Genomic DNA, 19265 nt, shown 5'->3' with positions numbered 1-19265 from the left:
TGAGAAGCTGTGTCACATCCTCTTTGCACAGGTCAAAGCGATCAGGCTGGGTGGGGCGCTGGCAGTACCGTTCGGGAGAACGTCGTGACGACGTCTCGGTGAACGGGATACCCGGCCTGGAACGACGGCCACGCCAACGGGGCTCAAGCCATCTGTGAAGTCCCTGCCCCGGGGTGCCGCCCGCTTCCAGTACGTCTCACCGTTAGGCGAGTTCCCTGATGGTCGCGGTGCCGGACCGGACGATCCAGGTACCACTGCCGGGCCGGGTTTCGTCCGATCGGGCCTTGAGGTCTTCGACGTTGATAGCCGGCGGCCACTGCGTGGTGTGTTCGGACCAGCGGACACCGCTGAGGTCAATGCCGGTCAGGTCAGCGTTGCTCAGGTCGGTGGCGGTGAAATCGTCCAGGAGCGCGTGCAGCGAATCCTTGTCGAGCACGAGGGGCTCCCGGCGGAGTGCCAGGCCGATGGCCCGACCTACCTCGGCGGTACGAACTGCGACGATGAGGTCGAGGCCGCGGGCGCGGTCGATTTCGAGGGCGCGGGTGAGGTCGCGGGCGCGGTCGCGGGCGCGGCCTAGGGCGAGGTCGAGGTCGAGGGCGAGGGCGAGATCGAGGTCGAGGGCGCGGTCTAGGGCGCGGTCGAGGTCTAGGGCGAGGTCGCGGGCGAGGTCGAGGGCGCGGTCGAGGTCTAGGGCGTCGACGAGGCGGGTGAGGCCGTAGGTGAGGTCGCGGGCGTGGTCGAGGTCGAGGTCGAGGTCTAGGGCGAGATCGAGGTCTAGGGCGAGATCGAGGGCGCGGGCGAGATCGAGATCGTGGTCGAGGTCGCGGGCGAGGTCGCGGGCGAGGTCGCGGGCAAGGTCGCGGGCGCGGTCGAGGCCGAGGCCGAGGCCGAGGGGGCGGGCGCGGTTGATGTTGCGGATGGAGTCGAGGGTGCGGGCAAGGGCTTGGCTGGCTGCTTTGACGTGGGGATTGTTGCGCAGGGCCATTCGGCCTGCGGGGTTGAGCGCGCGGAGGAATTCCGTTGTGCCGGTGTGGTGGGGCAGCGTGTCGTGTGTGTCAGCCGGCGGGGTTGGGGGGGTGGGGAGGATGGCGGCAAGGCCTGCTTCGGTGTCGAGGACGGTGTCGAGGTTGTCTGTGGCAGTGTCGTGGTGGGAGTTGAGGAGGATTTCGCGCAGGCCCGCTTCGGTGTCAAGGAGATCGTCGAGGGCGTGGGTCAAGGCGTGCTGATGCTGGGTGAGCCAGTGATGTGAGGCTTGGTCGTGGTCGTCGTGTTCGAAGTGGCGGGTCACTGTTCCCCCTCCCGTGCCTTGAGGTAGGCGGCTGCGGTGCGGCGGGCCTTTTTCAGGTTGGCGCGTACGTTCTCGGCCGGCAGGCCGAGGTGGTCGGCGATGTCCGTGGGGGTGAAGCCTGCCAGTGTCCAGGCCATGACCTGGCTCTGCTTCATCGGCAGACTGCGTAGCAGGGGCAGCGCGTCGTGCTGAGCCTCCCATTCCGCGATGGCGTCAGGGCGGGGCACCAGGGAGGTGGGTTCGGCTACGTCGCCGACGGGTTCTTCAACAGAAGCGACTTTGCGCACGAGCGCACGTGAGGCGGCCTTGTGAACCCAGGCCTTCGGGTGGGTGATGCGGTCCCAGTTCCGGTAGGCATCAGTCATGATCTCCTGGGCGATGTCTGCGGCCACGTGAACGACGGCGCCGTGGTTAATCAGGAAGCCCGTCAGGGGCCGGATGTTCCCGCGGTAGAAGGCGGAGAACTCGTCATCCGTCTGCTGCCGGGCACAGTGGCGTTGACCGGGCGGTCCCGGGGGTGAGGGCACGGCCGCAGAGCGGTCGGCGCCGTCCGCCGGCTCATGGGTGCTCACGCTGCCTGGTCCTCCCCTGAAACCGGAGTGCGGGTGATCTTCACGTGCAGACGATGCCCGTCGCTGTCCCGGTCATCGATCTCCACGTGGCCGCCCGGGACCACCTTCTCGGTGACGTGGAGAAGGTATCGCTGCCGCTGCTGTTCACGGCGTGCCCGCCAGCGCAGGCGGATCCCGAGTGCCAGCAGCGTGCAGACCTTGACGATGACGGTCGAGACGATGACGGCCGTGGCCGGGTCCATCAGGATCCCCCCTTGCTCGTACTGCGGACCCGTCCTTGAGGCCGGGCAAGAGTTAAGGGGGTGAGGACCTCATGATCGTGAACTCGTGGGCCCGACAATTGATACCGCGGGTCTTTGCGCTCCCGGGCGGGCCGATGCCCGTGCGGGGCCCGGAAGCTCTGTCGGCCCTTGACCTGACAGAACCCTGCTACCCGGGAAACGGTCCAACCTCTCTGACCAGCGCAAAGGGATGTGACACAGCTTCTGAGCTTGTTCCTTAACCCCGCCCCGGCCGGATCATCACTCTTTGGAGTGATTGCAGGGTGCGGGGCCGCCTTCCTCGCGATTCTGAACTCCGCTAGTGCGTACGGGAGTTCAGCAGGAAGGCCGGGGCGTGAGTGTGTTGCCGCAGATCGACGGGCGGGAGGCGCTCGCGGAACTGTCACGCTTTCGGACGGCCTTCTACGGGTGCCTGTCTGCGCGGGCGGATGCGTTCTTCGAGCTGACCGACGCGCTGTTGTGTGCGGACAGCCCGACGCGGACGCCGGTGGAGTTGTCGCTGCTGGCTGAGCACCAGCGCGGTTACGGCTCGCTGTACGGCGCCTTGAACCATGGCCGGTTCGACACCGTCGCCCTGCGTGACCTGCTGATATCGCTGCCGCTTCCGCGGTTCGACGGGTGGATCGTGCTCACGGTGGACGTCTCGCCGTGGCTGAGGTCGGACGCCGCCTGCTCACCGGAGCGGTTGTTCTGCCTGGTCCACGGCCGCAACGGCCGCTCCTCGGACCACGTGGTGCCAGGCTGGCCGTACTCGTTCGTTGCCGTGCTCACCCCGGACCGCACTTCGTGGACGCAGGTCCTGGACGCGGTCCGGCTGGGGCCCACGGACGATGCCGCGGCCATCACCGCCGGCCAGCTGCGGGCCGTGGTCGAGCGTCTGGTCGCAGCCGATCAGTGGCAGTGCGGCGACCAGAACGTCCTGATCGTGATGGACGCGGGCTACGACGTGATGCGCCTGGCCTGGGTCCTGCGGGATCTGCCGGTCGAACTGGTCGGGCGGCTGCGTTCGGACCGCGTCCTGCGATGGCCTGCGCCCTCGCTCAAGGAGTACGCCCAGTGCTATCCCCAGGGCGGGCGGCCGCCCCGGCACGGCAAGGAGTTCAGCCTGGCCAGGCCCGCCTCCTGGACCGAGCCGTCCGTGGTCACGGTGAACGACACAGCCCGCTACGGCAAGGCCGAGGCCCGCGCTTGGGACCGACTGCACCCCAAGCTGCAGCAGCGATCCGCGTGGATCGACCACGACAGCGAACTCCCCGTCATCGAGGGCACGTTGATCCGGCTCAACGTCGATCACCTGCCCGGCGACCGGGACGCGCCACCGGTCTGGCTCTGGTCCTCGACCGCCGGCGCCACCCCGGACGACGTCGACTTCGTCTGGTCTTGCTACCTGCGCAGATTCGACCTGGAGCACACATTCCGCTTGTTCAAGCAGTCCCTCGGCTGGACACGGCCTCGGCTTCGGGACCCGCAGGCGGCGGACCGCTGGACCTGGCTCGTCATCGCCGCGCACACCCAACTCCGCCTCGCCGCACCGCTCGCGGTCGACCGGCGCAAACCCTGGGAGAAGACCACGCGTCCCGGCGGGACGCTGACACCGACGCGCGTCCGGCGCGGGTTCCGGCACATCCGTCCGCACCTCGCGTGTCCGGCCCGCGCACCGAAACCCAGCCGCCCGGGCCCCGGACGACCATCCGGCACCAGAAACCGGCACCCCGCCACCCGCTACGACGTCGGCAAGACCCTCAAACGCCCCGCAACCCTCACCGAACGTGACCGCCGAGGATAAGGAACAAGCTTACTCAGCGGCGCATGGCCATCTCGGTCAACTGATCGCCCCCGTGAACTCCGGGTACCCGCTGGGCTCGTCGACCTCCATGCCTCGCTGGATGGTGACCACGACCTTGTCGCCGTAACGCTTCTCGATGATGTTCTCGTCTGTCTTGGTCGCCTTAGCCCCCGGTGCGAGCCGTCCGGCGATCGGCTCCTCGCCGGCCTGATACGTGCCCATCGCGGCCTCGCCTCCGTTGATGGCGCCGTCGATGACCGTGCTGAACTCGTCGAGCTTCACCGGGATGTCGGCGCCGTTACTGAAGGCGATGTGCACGCGGAACAGGGTCTCCTTGGCCGAGGGTTTGGTGTCGCCCTGCTGGTAGGGACCGGTGATGCGCTCGATCTTCGTGACGGTGGTCTTGACGCCGTCCGTCCACGTGTAGGACTCGCCGAGTTTGAGGTCGGTGTCCGGCGGGTCGGGCTGGCAGTTGTCGATCCACTCTTCCTGGCTGAGGTTCTCGTCCTCGCAGTCGACGCCCTGCGAGGCGGCCGGTTTGTCCGCCGGTTCGGGTTCCTTAGGATCAGAGCTGCCGCCACAAGCGGTCAAAGGTAGCGTGAAGGCCGCGAGAACCGCGGCGAGGGTCCGGATACGCATGGGCAAAGCCCCCTGAGTGGTGCGAGGGCGGGAGCATAGCGCTGAAGAGGCAGCCTGTCCGGAGTGTTGTCGCGCTCTGTTACGAACGGACCCGCGGAAAAGGCCATCCGCGCGATCAGTTGCGTTCGCGCTGGTAGACGACCGGCGGCCAGGATCACAACTCCGAAGAGCAGGGCCATGACGATCACGGTGACTATCACCAGGGCGACCATGCCAAGGCAGCCGCCGATGTAGGCGTCCCAGGGACGCTCGACGATCGGGGCCTGCTGCTACGCCAGCGCCGTCTGGGGCAGGGGGGTCGAGGTGCTGCCCGTCGGCGATGATGCCCATGCGCTGCTGGGCCCTCGCCCCCCTCGCCGGTACGACGTGGCGCAGCCGTCCGACCGCCGCGGCGTTCGTCGCCGCCGCGTGTGCCGCCCCGTGCCCGGCCGGTTGGCGAAGCCAACTGCGGACGATGTGACCTCCGCGATCCTGGCGGACCCCGACATCGCGCGGGCCGCGGCCGACGCTCTGCCCGGGCGAAAGCCTGACCGAGCTTTGAGGTTCAGGGATCGGTTCTCAGAGATGGGGTGTCACTGACGGCGCTCCTTCCGGGGCACTCAGCAAGGTCTGGGGAAGGTAGGCGGATTGGATGCGCAGGACCCAGTCGTGTACCTGGACTGCCAGCGCGGCCAGGGCGATGGTCTTGTGCGGTAGCAGGCTTCGGGGCGCAGCGTCGGGGGGTGTGCTCTCCCGATGCTGGACAAGACGACGCGCCAGGGCTTGTTCGAACGCCGACTGGTCATCCTCCACGAGCACGCGCAGCAGTTGCTGATCCGGCGTCAGCGTATCGAGCACATTCAGCTGCCGCTGTGCATCGGCGCGCTCGCCAGCAGTCGGCCTGCACAGCGTTACCGACGGCCAGTGGCGGGGAAGATGCCCTTCAGCCTGGGTGAGGTAGCCGCACAAGGCGTCCATCTCCGCCAGCTCGCCTGGGTCCGACTTCGATTCCAGTTTCGAGTGCGGCACACCAATGCGGATGTCAGGCGCGATGTCGCCGCGCAGCAGCAGCCCGATGGCCAAGTCCCGTTCCCAGATCATGCCGCTGCTCACAGCCAACGTGAATGCGTCCAGCCAGGTCCTCGCAGTGGCCACCTGCTCTACAACGGCCCCGAAGTCCGTGTCTTCGCTGCTGAGTTTCCGGTCAATGAGGGCGAAGGAGATCTCGTGGTCGCCCTTGGGATAACAGCCGAGGTCCACAAGCCCCAGGGCGCACTGGGCCGCGGTGCGCAGGACGATGTGTGACGGGGCGGTGCCGGGCTCGGGGTCCGCCACCGTGCGGGCCGCTATGTGGTCGAGGAGCTCGTCGCGCATGGCCTGCAACTCCTCATCGGAGTAGCAGTCGTATTGCATCGTGTGCCAGCGGCTGAAGGCCCGGCCCCAGATGTCTTCCAGCGCCTCTTCGATCCGCTGCTCACTCACGTCATGCCGGGCTACGTCCTTGATCGTCATAAGCCTCATCCTGGCAGCCGCCACTGACACCGCAGGGCCCAGCCGTGACCATGCCCGCGGGCCTTGTGGTGCAGGGAGCCGTGCGGCGGCGAACCAGGCAGAGGTCCAAACTCAAGCTCAGGGACTGCAGGTCAGCAGTGCACTTCCCGCATCACACCAAAGACCTCAGAGGCGTACGGGCAAGCCTGTACCCGTCGACAACTGGCTGCTCACCCAACCGGGCCCTCACTCCGCGGTCACGACGTCAGATGCCGAACCTCAGCTGCTTGCGGCCCCTTCTGCCCTTGTGAGATCTCGAACTGGACCCGCTGCCCCTCTTCAAGGGTTCGGTAGCCGTCCATCTGAATCGCACTGTAGTGCACAAAGACGTCGGGGCCTCCGTCCACCTCGATGAAGCCGTACCCCTTCTCCGCGTTGTACCACTTCACCGTGCCGGTGACGCTCTGACCACCCGAGAAGAACGGCGTCTGCCGAGCATCAGCGTCAGCGCCACCTTCAGTAGCATTGTCCGGCCCGCTGCCGCCCCTTGGCTCATACCGGGCAGTGCGGTTGTTCACCGCTCCCAAGACGGCGTCGTCCGTTGCGGCCAGTAAGCCGTCCAGTTCGCCATCCGCAGAGTCGGCAGATCGGGGAACGGTCGCGTGCCGGCGTTCGACTGCGGCCAGCAGGGCTTCGTCCATGTCGCCGAGGAGAGCGTTGAGTTCCTCGTCTCCCGGAGCACGATGGTGCAGGCTCATCGCGCATCCTCCCGACTGGTGATTCCGAGTTGCTCCTTCAGCGTGCGGCGCGCCCGGGAGAGGTTCTGCAGCACGGCTGGCTGGGCCATGTTCATCTCATCAGCGATCTCCGCCGTGCAGAAGCCGTCAAGGTGCCAGGCCATCACGCTGCGCTGCTTGAACGGGAGTTGGACCAGGGCAGAGAAGACCTGGCGTTGCTGCTCGGTCAGTTCCACGGCCTCGAGCGGCGTATGCCAGTCGACCAAGGAAGCGCTCCACTGCTCCTCCATGTCCTGCTCCAGCCTCTCGCAAGGCTCTACGGCCTGGCGGTAGAACGCGCGCAGTGCCACAGTGCGCAGCCACGCCCGGGGTCGCGCCACAGGCGCGGACGACCGGTAGAACTCTAAGAAAGCCGTATGCGAGGCATCCTGCGCTTCCTCGAAGGTCGCTCCCTGGCGCAGCAGGAAGCGGATGATGTACGGCTTGTCCTGCTCGTAGGAGTTGCCGACCTCGGCCCATTTCGCAGCCTGCTTCTGCGACTCAGCAGCTTGCCCCATGCGGTCCACTCTGCCGCCCTCCCCTCTTGCCTTGCCGGCACACGATCACGTGCTCCCCCGCCGTTTCGTGCTCAAGGAGGAAACCACCTTCACCGAGCGCTTCGATACGGCCGACGCGCCCTTCCTCCACGATCCGGGCCTTCTTCGGCACGCTACGCAAATCCAGCCGGGCCAGCAGCAACCGGATCGAGTATCCGGCTGTGCATATCAACGCGGTCACGAGGGGACCGACAGCGGTGCTGTCCCACACGATGCACCCCACCCTTCTTGCCGGCGGGACGCTCCCGCCGACACAGATAGGTGCCGGGGGAGCCCGAAACTCTGACATCCGGGTCGGCAATCGCCCGTGTGGCACCCGTGAGGCGCCGATTCGCCAACCATGAATCGTCTACGCCTTCGCCCAGGTGCGCGCTGCCGCAGACGCTCGACTGCTAGTCGTCAGCGTCGGAGGACGCTGACGACACGGTCCCTCTCCAGGATGAGTGCGTCCTCGCAGCCAATCAGGCAGGTGGATGTGTGACGGCCGGGTTCGAGGATGTGGCGCCGGGGCGGCCGTTTCGCTGGTCGCGGGCTGAAAGGCCCGCCGGTCAGGCGACCTTCTGGCTCTGGGGCGTCTTGCGCGTCTTCACCCCGCCGACGATGAGCGCCAGCCCCACGGCGACGATGCCGAGGTAAGCGGTGGACGGAAGGTCGACCACATTGTGCAGCCAGCCCCACTCCGTGCCGAAGAGGGTCTGCGAAGCGAAGCTGACAAGCCCCTGGGCTCCTACGACGTAGCCGATGCTTTCGGCGGTGTATCCGATGGTGGTTCGCACGGGCCAACTCTTTCGCGGCGGTGCCGCAAGATCGTCCTCCACAGGGACGAAAACGCAGTAACCCAAAGGATGCAGTCGCGTGCGGTTCCAGTCCTCGTGGCCAAGTTCTGCGAATGGAGGGTCCCGTGAGCGCCATGCCCTCCAACGAGGCAGAAGAACGAGATCAGCCGCTTCCTACTGCGCGTCTCGTGGCGGGGCAATGACGCTCGAGGTGCTGCGCAGTCCTCACGGCCCCAGCTGGGTCCAGCGCCGCGTAACCCTGTGTCTGGACAGCGCCAACCTCTCCCAGCCTCCCCGTAGAGGGCGGCCGCCACGGCACAGCCGAGGAAGCTGAGGAGAAAGCACAGCCCGGCCGGGGGCACCTCTACAGCGAGCCGCGCCGGACGCGCGGCCGGTCCCAGCCCGACGCCAGGCGGGACGCAGCGCATTCCGGCCGCTGCATGGCCAAAGGGCCTCCACGCCGACGGGCATCGGGGCAGTGGCGTCCCGTCGCCCGGTGCGGTGCCGGGCCGACAACCGTGAGGCCCTATGGCGGTCCGCTCTCGAGCGAACCGCACCCGCGCGCTGCACCATCGCTCTGCCCGGGCCGGTTGCTATGGGTCTTTCCGCAACCAGTTCGCGAGCGTTGAGGCCAGGGTGCGCAGCGCGGTCAGTATGCCACCGCCCGGGGTGACAGCCGTGGACGCCACCACTTTGGAGAAGTACTCGTCGCTGGGCACCTTGCCAGCCATCCAAGCTCGCCCTGACTCGATGATCTCTGTTTCGTGTTCAGGCATGCCATCCCCCCGGAACAATGTGCCGGCCACTCAGCACGCTAGATCTGTCTGCTTGGTGTCGGGCCAGTTCGTGCATCTCACTACTCCTTACCCGGAGTTGGGGTAGCCTTACCGTTCTGTCCGCGGCCCGGCTGTCGGGGCACACCCCTTCCGTTCTCGCTTTCCCCCATCGCATGCGCGGTGCCCAGAAGATGCGTGATGGCGCGAATGTAGGACTCGCGCACATGCTTCTTCGTCAACTGCTTGGCCTCCGGCGCGTCGATCAGCAGGATCCCTTGGGGTTCGTTTCCGGCGTACACGGGCGCGGCGATAGCCGATCTGTACGAGTCGCCGAGACTGATGTTCAAGTTCCCGTCGGCGTTCAGAGTGTCTTTGGTGTAGACGATCTCTTTTCCGTTCATGGCGTTGACGAGCCGTTCTTCGTCTCTGCGTTCCAGCGGACTGGGCTCCGTGTCACGGTTGCAGTGGGCGGGTCGCCCACGCAGTTCGGCCGTACGTCGGGGGTCGTCGGTTGCGCCGGATCCATCACCATGCCCATCCTCAAAATGTCAGGTGTAAGGACTCGGGGGGCTCGATGGTGGATGCCAGCGTGACAGCTCTGGTAGTGGCAATTGTCGGTGTCGCAGGCACGATGGGCGCCCCATGGCTGAGTCAGCAAGCGCACCGACAGGATGCCAAGGAGCAAGCCGAGAGGGATCGGCGCATACGCGAGGAAGAGCGCTGTGACCAGGAACGCAAGGAGAAACGTGACTTGTATGCGGCGTTGAACAGCACGGCTCGCATCTATCGGTCGCTGGAACGCGACGTGGCGTTGTTGTTCCAGCGCGGTGAGTTGGTAGACCAGCAGGTACTGGCGAGCATCGATGCGGCTCGGGAGGCATACCGGCAGCAATACGCCCAGGCTCAGATGGTGCTGCCACAGCGCCCTCTCCAGGTGATCGAAGAGGCTAATCGTTGCCTGGGACACGGATACGCGCTCGTTCGGCATCTTGCGCTTGTCGATGATCCTCGTCGTTCCGCCGATCCGGCACTGAATTGGCTTCGTGGGCCGGTGTCAGAGGCGGTTTTGCTCCTGCGAGATGCCCTACGCGAAGACCTCGGAGTAATTGACCTGATTCCCAACCTCGGAGATCGCGTCGCTGCTCTTGCGGCCGCACGAACCTCCGTTGGAGCCGAATCCGCTCGCGATTAGTGGCGGGCAAGGTCGCGCGGGCGGTGTGGGTACATCCGGGCGGGCTCAGCCTGCAAAGAGCTGGAGCAGGAGACAGGGCTTACGTCGTTGCAGGATGAAACCGGGGTGGCGTGGATTCGGAAGAGGCTACGGTGCTGAGGGTTCGGTGAACCGAACAGGTCGGTCGGGGCAAGCGGCGGGTCATCATGGTTTGCGTGGCCCGGGTGATCAGGGCCCGGCTCCGGCTCGCGCGGCCGCTGGCCACCGATCTCCGGCGCCCCTGGGAGAAACCAGCCCCGCCGAACAGGCTCACGCCCACCCGGGTTCGCAGGGAGTTCAGGAACCTGTGCACGAAGACCGGCTCCCCGGCCAGTGCACCGAAACCGTCTCGCCCCGGACCTGGTCGGCCGCCGGGTTCGAAGAACCGCCGCCCGGCCATCCGTCATGACGTGGGCAGAGCCCTGCCACCGGCGAGGCATACAGCCGCCCCGCCCACCACAAGAAGGGCACCAACCCCGGCGCACCGAGGAGCGGCAAACTTGACGGCCTGGGCCATGTGCAGCGGGCACGAAGCCCGAAGAAATTCACGGGGTACGTCGATGGATCTCAGCTCAGTGATCATCGCTGTCGCAGGCGTCGCCGGAACCCTGGGAGGGGCGCTCACCCAGCGCGGCTCCGAACGAGCGAAGCGCCTGGAGATAGAACTCGTTCGAGACCATGAGGAGGTCCGCGAGAACCGTTCGCTGCGACGCACCTGCTATGTGGAACTCAACCGGGATACTCGGCAGTTCACCACCGCTCTCAACCGCCACCTGCACGTCAAGAGGGAACCCAGCGTGGAGGAGGCCGACAGCGACGCACTCGATGAGACGAAGAACGCGCAGCGCGATCGATACTCCGAAGCACAGATGATCGCCCCCGAAGAAGTACTCAGGCGAGCGAGTGTCGTCAACCAAGCCCTGAACAAGGTCTACGGCCAGGTCAAGCGCCTCGAACGCGGTGCCCCCGAACCAGGCGAAACGATGGAGACCGCGGCCCAGGCCCAGTACGAGGTCTGGGAGATGCGCCGAACTATGAGAACCGCTATGCGCCACGACCTCGGTGTGTCGCATGAAGATTAAGAGCTGGCACTCAGCTCCGTGCGAGCTCTGTGGATATCACGGTCAACCACGGGCGTCCTCGCCCGGGCCAACCTGGATGTGTAGTTCTTCGTCGGCCCGGCGTTCGGTGAGCACGCTGCCCGGCGGCAGGGAGCAGACCCGTTCGCTGGTCCCCTGCTGGCGCAGCCGGACCAGTTGGACACGGATGCGCCCGCCCACCCACTGGTACAGCAATCGCAGCAGTGCCAGAGATGCGAGGCCCACCAACCCGATGACGGTCTCAGTCACCCCATCCCTCCTCAACACCCTTGCAGCGCCCTGTGCGCCGCGTCTACTAGGAAGTGGATGCAAGCCCCGATCCGTGACATCCGGACCGATGCGACGTACCCCTAAGGGCAGTGCGACGCCGCGAGGCACTCCGCTCTGCTCACCGGAGCAGAGCGGCTCGACCATGAGGTGAAGGGGCTAGACAACGCGCGCACAACCAAGATGTTGCCGTGCGTGGCCACTTCGGCTACCTCGACGACACGGCCCGGCCGGGGAGCGGGCACGACCAGGCCCCCGCCGATCACCATGGCGACGTGTTCAGGCCGGGCGGCGCTGCCCTTGGTGAAGACCAAGTCGCCGGGGCGCAGTGACTTCGCCGTAGGGGGCATACCGGCCCCCCTGAGCGCCAACCAGGCCGTACTTCGGACGGCGCTGGCTGATCGAAATGGCGGTGCGGAAGAGGTATACAGGCATCACGAGCCGTCCAACTCTTCCCTCTCAAGGCCACGTTCCGGAGTATGAGGAGGGTCCCGATCCTCTTCTTGCCAGTGAGCCAGCTTCGTCTGGGCGTTGAGGACCCAAGGGTGGTCGGGTCCTAGAACGCGCAGTTGGTCGGGCAGCAGCTCTTCAAGGGTGGCAACGGCGCCGGCCGGATCTCCTGCTTCTCGCTGCCAGACTGCGAAGTTGCGACGCATGACCAGTGTGTAGGGGTAATCCGGCCCGAATGTCTGCAGATAGTCGCCGACCAGCTCTGCGAAGGCCGTTACGGCACCCCCTGGGTCCCCTGCCTCCCCTGTCCAAATGGCGAGGTGGAAGCGAACGGCCAAAGTCCGGTGATGGTGAGGACCGTAGATGCGCACGGTGTCGGCCAGCAGTTCCTCGCACCCTGCAAGGGCAGCCGCCGCATCACCCGCCTCCCCCGTAAAGTTCGCAATGTTCAAACGGATCACCAAGCTCTGCGGGTGATCAGGCCCGAGCACCCGCGCTGAGTGGGTCAACAGGACCTCGAAGGCCTGGACAGCAGCGGCCGGTTCTCCTGCATGCGCCTGCCAACGGGCAAGCTCACTGCGAGTGGCCAGTGTGCCCGGGTCATCCGGACCGCGCACCCGCAGTTGGGCGTCGAGCAGTTCGGACAGTGTGGCCCGGGCGCCGTTCATGTCCCCAGACATGGCTTGAAGGTCGGTGAGGTAGCGGCGGATGGTGAAGGTGTCCGTGTGGTCGAGGCCGAGATGATGCTGTGCTGCGGTGGACAGATCGCGGAAGTAGGTGAGCGCTGCGGCGAGGAGTCCGGCCTCCGAGAGGCTGGTTCCGGTTTGGATGAGGAGGGGGTGGGCGTCGGTCTTCCACAGTGCGCTGTGGGCCTGGGCGATCAGTGTGTCGGCGTTGGCGCGCAGAACCTGGGCGAGGGCAGCGTCCCGTTGGATTTCGGGCCAGGCGCCGACGAGGGCGTCCGCGCAGGCGACTGCGAGGGGATCCCGTGCGTCAGGGGGTAGGGCTTCGCGAGTGGCCCGTTGGATGAGGCTGTGGACACGCACCGCGGGGAGGGCGGCGTCGGGAGTGTGGTCCGCAAGGCTGAGCCGGTGCAGGCAACGCAGGGCGGCGAACGCGTCTTCCGGGTCCACGAGGGTTCTGCTTGAGGTGAGATCGCTGCTGTCGTCTCGTGCGCGGTGCTCGGTGAGGTAGGACAGGGCCGCCGGGCTGGTGAGGACGGCTACGGGGATGCCGTTGGGGTCTAGCAGGCTGGCCAGGTGCAGCATGGGACGGGCCAGCCCCTTGGGCCGCAGCCGGTCGGCGTGGTCGACGGACAGGGACCAGGTGGCGGCGATGGTCGTGCGGTGAGCGTCGGGCAGCGCGCCCTCTTCGGGGACCAGGTCGCCCAGGGTGCGGGTGCGGTCGGCCAGCCGGAGACGGTAGTCGGCGCAGTCCAGGTGGAGGTCGATGAGGTAGGTGACGGCCTGGGCCAGGGCCAGTGGCAGATGGCCGAGGTCGCGGGCGAGTCCGGTGATGTGCTCAGGGTTGTCCTGGCGGTGTGCGGCATCGAGTTTGTCGGTCAGGTAGGCGCGTGCTTCGTCCGGGGTGAACGCGCCCACGTCGATGCGGCGGCCTGGAAGGGCGGCATCCCGGCGGCGGGTGGTGACGACAGTGTGTCCCTGCGGGCACGAAGGGGGCCACAGGTCGAGCTGGCCGGCCAAGCCGCTCAGGTTGGCCGGGTCGCTGACGTCGTCCAGCACGATCAGCCAGCGCCGGTCGGTGTTCTGTGCCCAGGCCAGGAAATGGGCGGCTGCCTTCTCGGGAGCGTCACCCTCGAAGCGATGCGCAGCGTCGGGGTCGGCGACGGCCAGTGCGGCTTCGGCGTAGGTGCTCACGAGCATGTCTTTGCTGCTCGCGGTGGCCCAGAGCAGAAGGTCCACCGTCTGTGATTCCCAGATCCTGCGGGCCAGATGGGCGGCAATCTGGGTCTTGCCGACCCCACCCGCCCCCGACAGGACCTGGCAGGGTGACGCCGCCCCGGCTTCGGCCATCGCCCGCTTCACAGCGTCAGCGACGTCGCGGGACTGGAAGCAGTCCGCCTGCCGGGGAACCACGCCCACCCAGCGGGGCCAGGGCAGAGAGGGCCGGGGGGCGGCGTACTGCGTCACCGTCTTGGCGTGGCCGACGGCTAGTCCACCGCTCTGCGCGTAGAGCGAGGACTGCGTGCTGATGATCGGGGTCTGTTCTGCGCCGGACGCGGTCAGTCCCTTCCCGGGCCCGGCTGGGAAGGGTCTCCCATGCTGATATCCCCATGGACGACGCCACTGGCCACGCTCCCGCCCTCGGCGCGGATCTCGACGTTCCCCGAGATCGCCAGTCCGGCGTCACCGGCCCAGGCCCCGCCGGCGCCCTCGGGGGGCAGCACCACCAGTTCACGCAGCTGCTCGGCCACCACCAGGCGGTCGGTCTCGTCCAAGGTCTCCAGCAGATCCTCGAACCGGGCCTGCCAGGACGCTTCCAGACGGGAACGCACCTGCGTGATCTCCTCCAAACCGCCAGCATCCAGCGCCGCGGCCGTCCGATCCAAACGCTCCAAAACCACCAGGGCAGCCGCTGCGTCACCCCGGCTGAAGACCCGCGACACCCGTGCACGCAACCCGACCCAGGCGTCAGTCCCAGCCGCCTGCACCACCGCTGTCCCGGCCGCAGAAGCCACCACCATCAACGCCTCTGGCAGCACGATGCCCTCCTCAGCACGATCCGTAAGGAGACGAGTCCCGCAATCATTCCAAGAAGAGCCTACCGAGCCGAGCACCGCACGGATCCGCCTCGACGCAGTCCTACCACCACGAACTCGAGACCGGGAAACCTGACTTGCCCACCAACACCTCCATCCGAGATGACGGTCCGCCTGCCCGCAGTGAGTCGTCAGCTCTCACGGCCCCGGCAGCGCCCGGCCGCAGGGAAAACTGGATGGCCCAGGGATGGTTTCCTACCGTCGCCCCAGAAATGAACGCCACCGGCGTTCGTTCCGGGGATGCGTAGGGTCGCGGAGAACCGCAACCTCAATGGGTGATCTGGGAAGCCAAAAGCGAAGCCAGCCCCACGCGGCAAGTCGGCGCGGACAACGTCCGCCAAGCCGGCGCCCATCTGCGCTTCACCGCCACCGAGCGCAACGCACCCGCCCCCAGCGACTCGGTCTGCCTGCTCGTCACACCCAAACGCAGCGCCCGCGCCCTCGCCGAGCCACACGTCTACCTCGTCCACCCCGGTGACGTCCTCACCCTGTTCGACAAGATCATCCGGGCCTGGACCGCTGCTCGGGCCCTCGGACTCGCGAACCTGTCCGTACCTGAACTCGCCACCCTCTTCCGGGCCGAAGGCGCCCTCCCCACCCAGTGGCTCCCCACCCTGCGCACCCAACCCCTCCACCAACGCACCCCCTGACCCAAGAGGGGGGGAACAGCTAGGGGTGTTGGCCGACACGGAGCGTGCGCGCCTTCACCAAAGGCCATAGCTGGTACAGCCCGTGAGCGGGAGGGCTTCGGGTTCGTCTCCCCGGACGAAGCGAAGCACCACCCTCCCTCGCGCAACATCACAGATCAGGGGTTCAGACGCGGCTTCTGCTCCTGCGACACAGGTGGCAGGGAACCGCCCGCGGATTCGAGGGTGTCACGAAACTGCGATCGGTTTGCCCTCTCTTCTGCCCCACTCCTGACCTGCGGGAACACCGAACTCTGAACAGCGTGGGCCCCAGAGATGCGTGGGAACCGCTATGGTGCCGTTGGTGCGGACAGATCTGTGTCTGTGCCAGCGGCCCTGCCTGACGGCGGGGCCTTTTTTCGTTCCTCTTGTTGCCGTTGGCCCCCGACACGTCTGTGTCGGGGGCCAACGGCGTTTCCGAACTAGGAAGGAAGGTGCACGGTGTCAACTCTCGTACTGGCCGTGGTCCTAGCCCCAGTCCTGCTGGCTCTGACCGGCCTGGCGGCGCTGGTGATCCATGGGCGCATCGCCGAGCAGGCGATGCGCCGGGGCCGCTCGGAAGATCTGCCGCAGATGCTGGAATCCAGTGGTAGGACACTGGTTGGCCTCACCGGCGCAGCGCGGCTGCGGCGGAGAGCAGGGGTTCCCGCAGGGCAGTACGCCGTATCCAGCGGCTCGTCACCGCTGGAGGACACGGCAGGCAGGGAGGGGACGGCACAGTGAAGCATCGCGGATTCGGTCCGGACCGAGACCCAGTGGGACGGCATGCGGGCGAGGATGTCCTCGGCCGCGCCCTGCGAAAGGTCCTCAACGCATCCGAGCGACGCCTCGTCCTCGACTTCCTCCACGGGGCCCCTCCTGAACAACTGGCCCATCAGATGGGCGTAACCACCGGCGCTATGCACTACTTGATCTCCAAGATGCTGGAGAAGCTGCGCGACTCAGAGCACGGCCATCTACTCCGCCAGGAACTGACGGACCGCTTCGGCCCGCGGCACTCCCCCGTTGTGTGGGAGGGCATCAAGGAAGTGCCGGTGCACCGCTGTGAGCGGCCCGGCTGCACGGCACCGCCCTTCCCCCGCAAGCGCCTGGGCCGCCCTCGCCGGTACTGCAGTGACCGCTGCAGGCAAGCCGCGCACCGGGCGGGCCAACGCGCCGGGACGACGTCGAAGCCGCCGAGCCCTCCCCACAAGAACGGGAAGCGGCGGCCCTACCGATTCCACGACTACCTGGACCAACCGACCGAGTTCTCCGAGGCCGCCTCCTTCGCCCAAGTACCTCAGTGGCAGCACGATTTCAGGACGCGGCGGCTGAGTCAGTGGCTCCCCTCATCACCGGCAGTTCCACACCCGCGCGCAGCGTCGGTCTACCTAGCCACCGGCGGGCGTTACCCCGTCGTCTGGGGCGGCGTGAACAGGGGCAAGTCCAACGTGCTCGCACTCGCCTCCTTCCCCCTCAAGCAGTCGGCCCAGCGTGCCGTGTTCCGCCGGGATGACGCGATGTGGCAATTCCTCGGGTTCTCCTCGTCCACAGCCCGGCAAACCCCGCCCAGACTCCCAGCGGCGCCGATCACACGCTCCTTCACCAGCCCGCTGCACACGCCGATCCCTCTACCCCAGCCGAGCACCACCCGTCGCACCGTGCTTGCCCCCGCCCTATTGCCCCCTCCCGTGTTCGAAACAGGGCCCTGGCGACGCACCGCCATGGCCGGGCACGGTCCGGACGCCCGCCGTCAGGTCCGCCCCGGCGATCGCTCTCGGCTGAGTCCTTAAAGATCTCCGCTTGCCGGGGCTATGCCATCAATGGCCTTCCCAGGTTCTGATTCTGGTGCCGGTGCGGAGTCCGTGGGCAGACCAGGCGCGTCCGGGAGACGGTGGGCGATGGCCGCCGCGACGGCCGCGACCGCTGCCAATGTGACGGCCACGAGCCGGGGCCCGGTGAGGGCGAGCAGTTGCCCTCCCAGTGCCGCGCCGGATGCGGATCCCAGGTTGTATCCAGATCCGAGCCAGGCGTTGGCTTCTGCGTGGCGGGGGGGGGTGTCGATGCGTTCGTCGACGAGGAGGTAGGCGATGACGAAGATCGGCGTCATGGGGAGGCCGACGCAGAAGACGGCCAGGATGGTGAGGGGCGAGGCGGATAGCGCGGCCAGGAGTATCGCACCGACCGCCAGTGCAGCGGTGGCGATCGAGTAGCGGGCGCGTAGGGTCGCGGTCCATTTTCTGCGTCCGTAGGCGAGTCCGCCGACGGCGCCGCCCAGCGAGAAGGCGGCAAAGGAGTAGCCGGAGGAGATGACGTCGGCGAAGTCAGCGGTGGCGGCCGGGATGATGACGGTCAGACCGCCGCCGCACAGGCCAAGGGCGATGACTGGCACCGTGATGCCTTGCCCGTTTCTGGTCCTGATGAGCGACCGGTGTCGAACCTTGGCCTCGGTACTGGGCGCAGTGGTCTCTTCGGCTGGGGGCAGGCCTCGCAGGACGGAGGTGAGCCCGAGCGCGGCAGGCAAAAGCAGCAGGGCGCCGAGGGCAGTCACCCAGCGGGCATCGATGAGGGCCATGGCCGCAGTTCCCAGCAACGGAGTGGCCACGAAGGTGAGTTCTTCGACGATCGAGTCCAGTGCGTGGATGCTCTGCAGGTGTTGCTTGTCCGGCATCAAGCTCGACCAGATGGCCCGCAGGCTGGCGAACTGCGGGTCCTGCCACTGGACTCCACACCCGAGCAGGACACCTCGCAGCGTCGAAGCGTCCAGCCCTATGCTGACGGCTCGATGGAATTGCCAGAGTGGGGTGGGGACTTGCAGGTTACGTTCCAGATCGCAGGCGACACCGTCGAGGACGACGCAAGGTCCCTCCACGATTGGCTTCGCTTGGACCGAAATATGCGCAGTGCAGGGCGCATTGAACTCACGTCCTCGGCACAGCCGCGGCCCGGCCAGCAGGGAAGTGTGCTCGACCTGGTCTCGCTTGCATTAACCGGTAGCTTCAGTGCCGCCTCACTAGCGGTATCCATCGTGTCGTGGCGCACCACGCGGCCCCAAGAGCCGACCATCACGGTGGAGCTCGAGAACGGCAGCAAGGTGACGATCACCGGTGTACCGCCGGACGAGGCGCAGCGGTTGGTGGAGCAATTGCTCGGCGGGGAGTAGAGCATGTCCAGGCTTCCTGTGGCCTCCAGGTCCCAAGCACTTTTCATTGGCGTGGACAAGTTCGATTCCCTGGAAGACCTGCCGGCCGTGGGCCGCAACCTGTCCACTCTCGTCGATCTCTTCTCCGACGACGTATGGGGCCTTGGCGCCTCCCGCTGCCACCAGCTGCTCAACCCTGTCTCGATGCGGGAGGTTGACGAGGCCATCTTCCGCACAGCGCGCGCAGCGTCGGACACGTTGCTGCTGTACTACGCCGGGCACGGACTGCTTGATCTCAAGGGCCGCCTTCATCTGGCCATGCCCGACAGCGACAAGCGATCAGTCCACTCCACAGCGTTCCCCTACGACTGGGTGCGCATGGGGCTGTCGGCAAGCGCAGCCCAGCGGTGCATTGTCATTCTCGACTGCTGCTTCAGCGCACGCGCCATGGGCGTGCAGTCCTCCGGCTCCAGCATGGTGGAACTGGCCGAGGCGGAAGGCACGTACGTCCTCGCGGCCGCCGCGGAGAACGCTCTCGCGCTGGCCCCACCGGGTGACTCCTACACCGCGTTCACCGGCGCTCTCGTGCGCGTGCTGAGCGACGGGATGGCCGATGCGCCGGAGCTCCTCGACCTGGACACCGTCTTTTTGGGCATGCAGTCCATCCTGAAGCGCCAGGGCCGGCCCGACCCCCAGTGTCTGGGCCGCAACCAGGTAGGCCGTACGGCTTT

General features: G+C 67.0%; 20 protein-coding genes and 2 pseudogenes. 8 read left to right on the top strand and 14 right to left on the bottom strand.

Annotation, left to right across the window (positions count from 1 at the left end):
- Positions 1–202: 202 nt before the first annotated feature.
- The 3 genes from OG453_RS44360 to OG453_RS44350 are packed head-to-tail and all read right to left on the bottom strand — an operon-like array spanning position 203 to position 2102.
- On the bottom strand, positions 203–1288 hold the full coding sequence (locus OG453_RS44360) for a hypothetical protein (RefSeq protein ID WP_266874506.1): 1086 nt from the start codon (positions 1286–1288) through the stop codon (positions 203–205).
- Complete coding sequence (locus OG453_RS44355; RefSeq protein WP_266874505.1) at positions 1285–1860, bottom strand: RNA polymerase sigma factor; 576 nt, start codon at positions 1858–1860, stop codon at positions 1285–1287. The genes OG453_RS44360 and OG453_RS44355 overlap by 4 nt, the downstream gene beginning before the upstream one ends.
- Positions 1857–2102 carry a hypothetical protein gene (locus OG453_RS44350; protein ID WP_266874504.1) on the bottom strand — a complete coding sequence of 82 codons (246 nt, stop codon included), beginning with the start codon at positions 2100–2102 and terminating at the stop codon, positions 1857–1859. The genes OG453_RS44355 and OG453_RS44350 overlap by 4 nt, the downstream gene beginning before the upstream one ends.
- A gap of 373 nt (positions 2103–2475) precedes the next feature.
- Between OG453_RS44350 and OG453_RS44345 the strand changes: the two genes are divergently transcribed.
- Positions 2476–3927: an NF041680 family putative transposase gene (locus OG453_RS44345; protein ID WP_266874503.1), complete on the top strand. Its 1452-nt coding sequence runs from the start codon at positions 2476–2478 to the stop codon at positions 3925–3927.
- 36 nt (positions 3928–3963) lie between these two features.
- Here the strand turns inward: OG453_RS44345 and OG453_RS44340 are convergent, their stop codons facing one another.
- The 6 genes from OG453_RS44340 to OG453_RS44315 all read right to left on the bottom strand — a co-directional run bounded on the left by OG453_RS44340 (position 3964) and on the right by OG453_RS44315 (position 9322).
- Positions 3964–4566, bottom strand: a complete 603-nt coding sequence (locus OG453_RS44340; RefSeq protein ID WP_266874502.1) for a hypothetical protein — start codon at positions 4564–4566, stop codon at positions 3964–3966.
- Positions 4567–5124: 558 nt separating this feature from the next.
- On the bottom strand, positions 5125–6057 hold the full coding sequence (locus OG453_RS44335) for an immunity 49 family protein (protein WP_266874501.1): 933 nt from the start codon (positions 6055–6057) through the stop codon (positions 5125–5127).
- Positions 6058–6293: 236 nt separating this feature from the next.
- Positions 6294–6485, bottom strand: a complete 192-nt coding sequence (locus OG453_RS44330) for a cold-shock protein (RefSeq protein ID WP_266874510.1) — start codon at positions 6483–6485, stop codon at positions 6294–6296.
- 305 nt (positions 6486–6790) lie between these two features.
- Complete coding sequence (locus OG453_RS44325) at positions 6791–7330, bottom strand: RNA polymerase sigma factor (protein WP_266874500.1); 540 nt, start codon at positions 7328–7330, stop codon at positions 6791–6793.
- Positions 7331–7917: 587 nt separating this feature from the next.
- Complete coding sequence (locus OG453_RS44320) at positions 7918–8145, bottom strand: hypothetical protein (RefSeq protein WP_266874499.1); 228 nt, start codon at positions 8143–8145, stop codon at positions 7918–7920.
- Between the two features lie 856 nt (positions 8146–9001).
- Positions 9002–9322, bottom strand: a complete 321-nt coding sequence (locus tag OG453_RS44315; protein ID WP_266874498.1) for a hypothetical protein — start codon at positions 9320–9322, stop codon at positions 9002–9004.
- A gap of 173 nt (positions 9323–9495) precedes the next feature.
- On the opposite strand from OG453_RS44315, the gene OG453_RS44310 reads away from it, so the two are divergent.
- From OG453_RS44310 to OG453_RS44305, 3 genes and pseudogenes are all read left to right on the top strand, one after another.
- Positions 9496–10113 carry a hypothetical protein gene (locus OG453_RS44310; protein ID WP_266874497.1) on the top strand — a complete coding sequence of 206 codons (618 nt, stop codon included), beginning with the start codon at positions 9496–9498 and terminating at the stop codon, positions 10111–10113.
- Positions 10114–10328: 215 nt separating this feature from the next.
- Positions 10329–10550, top strand: a pseudogene (locus OG453_RS45300) (transposase); the annotation flags it as partial.
- A 156-nt stretch (positions 10551–10706) separates the two neighbouring features.
- Positions 10707–11213, top strand: coding sequence for a hypothetical protein (locus OG453_RS44305; protein WP_266874496.1), 507 nt, complete (start codon positions 10707–10709; stop codon positions 11211–11213).
- Positions 11214–11255: 42 nt separating this feature from the next.
- On the opposite strand, the gene OG453_RS44300 is transcribed toward OG453_RS44305, so the two are convergent.
- The 4 genes from OG453_RS44300 to OG453_RS44285 form a co-directional block, all read right to left on the bottom strand.
- Positions 11256–11480 (bottom strand): hypothetical protein, encoded by a 225-nt coding sequence (locus OG453_RS44300; RefSeq protein ID WP_266874495.1) that lies wholly within the window; start codon positions 11478–11480, stop codon positions 11256–11258.
- Positions 11481–11581: 101 nt separating this feature from the next.
- Positions 11582–11848, bottom strand: coding sequence for an NlpC/P60 family protein (locus tag OG453_RS44295; protein WP_323178755.1), 267 nt, complete (start codon positions 11846–11848; stop codon positions 11582–11584).
- 84 nt (positions 11849–11932) lie between these two features.
- A complete protein-coding gene (locus tag OG453_RS44290) occupies positions 11933–13981 on the bottom strand; it encodes a tetratricopeptide repeat protein (protein ID WP_266874494.1) in 2049 nt (682 codons plus the stop codon).
- Between the two features lie 209 nt (positions 13982–14190).
- Positions 14191–14670, bottom strand: coding sequence for a hypothetical protein (locus OG453_RS44285; RefSeq protein ID WP_266874493.1), 480 nt, complete (start codon positions 14668–14670; stop codon positions 14191–14193).
- 332 nt (positions 14671–15002) lie between these two features.
- Between OG453_RS44285 and OG453_RS44280 the strand changes: the two genes are divergently transcribed.
- Entirely contained in the window at positions 15003–15377 is a 375-nt protein-coding gene (locus OG453_RS44280; protein ID WP_266874492.1) for a hypothetical protein, read from the top strand.
- Positions 15378–15854: 477 nt separating this feature from the next.
- Entirely contained in the window at positions 15855–16136 is a 282-nt protein-coding gene (locus tag OG453_RS44275) for a hypothetical protein (protein WP_266874491.1), read from the top strand.
- Positions 16137–17181: 1045 nt separating this feature from the next.
- Here the strand turns inward: OG453_RS44275 and OG453_RS44270 are convergent.
- On the bottom strand, positions 17182–18063 hold the full coding sequence (locus OG453_RS44270; protein WP_266874490.1) for an MFS transporter: 882 nt from the start codon (positions 18061–18063) through the stop codon (positions 17182–17184).
- Between OG453_RS44270 and OG453_RS44265 the strand changes: the two genes are divergently transcribed.
- Together OG453_RS44265 and OG453_RS44260 are read left to right on the top strand one after the other, a co-directional pair.
- A complete protein-coding gene (locus tag OG453_RS44265) occupies positions 18031–18555 on the top strand; it encodes a hypothetical protein (RefSeq protein WP_266874489.1) in 525 nt (174 codons plus the stop codon). The genes OG453_RS44270 and OG453_RS44265 overlap by 33 nt on opposite strands.
- A gap of 3 nt (positions 18556–18558) precedes the next feature.
- A pseudogene (locus OG453_RS44260) lies at positions 18559–19191 on the top strand (caspase domain-containing protein); the annotation flags it as partial.
- Positions 19192–19265: the final 74 nt, after the last annotated feature.

It is taken from the genome of Streptomyces sp. NBC_01381 (assembly GCF_026340305.1).
Lineage (GTDB): Bacteria > Actinomycetota > Actinomycetes > Streptomycetales > Streptomycetaceae > Streptomyces.
Note: the sequence above shows the minus strand (reverse complement) of the source record. Positions and strands in the feature narration are given on the sequence as shown.

Bases quoted from the DNA above. Each gene is read 5' to 3' on its own strand.
- OG453_RS44290 (WP_266874494.1), bottom strand. From the start codon at position 13,981: ATGGCCGAAGCCGGGGCGGCGTCACCCTGCCAGGTCCTGTCGGGGGCG.
- OG453_RS44340 (WP_266874502.1), bottom strand. From the start codon at position 4,566: ATGCGTATCCGGACCCTCGCCGCGGTTCTCGCGGCCTTCACGCTACCT.
- OG453_RS44270 (WP_266874490.1), bottom strand. From the start codon at position 18,063: ATGCCGGACAAGCAACACCTGCAGAGCATCCACGCACTGGACTCGATC.
- OG453_RS44315 (WP_266874498.1), bottom strand. From the start codon at position 9,322: ATGAACGGAAAAGAGATCGTCTACACCAAAGACACTCTGAACGCCGAC.
- OG453_RS44350 (WP_266874504.1), bottom strand. From the start codon at position 2,102: ATGGACCCGGCCACGGCCGTCATCGTCTCGACCGTCATCGTCAAGGTC.
- OG453_RS44310 (WP_266874497.1), top strand. From the start codon at position 9,496: ATGGTGGATGCCAGCGTGACAGCTCTGGTAGTGGCAATTGTCGGTGTC.
- OG453_RS44295 (WP_323178755.1), bottom strand. From the start codon at position 11,848: ATGCCCCCTACGGCGAAGTCACTGCGCCCCGGCGACTTGGTCTTCACC.
- OG453_RS44325 (WP_266874500.1), bottom strand. From the start codon at position 7,330: ATGGGGCAAGCTGCTGAGTCGCAGAAGCAGGCTGCGAAATGGGCCGAG.
- OG453_RS44335 (WP_266874501.1), bottom strand. From the start codon at position 6,057: ATGACGATCAAGGACGTAGCCCGGCATGACGTGAGTGAGCAGCGGATC.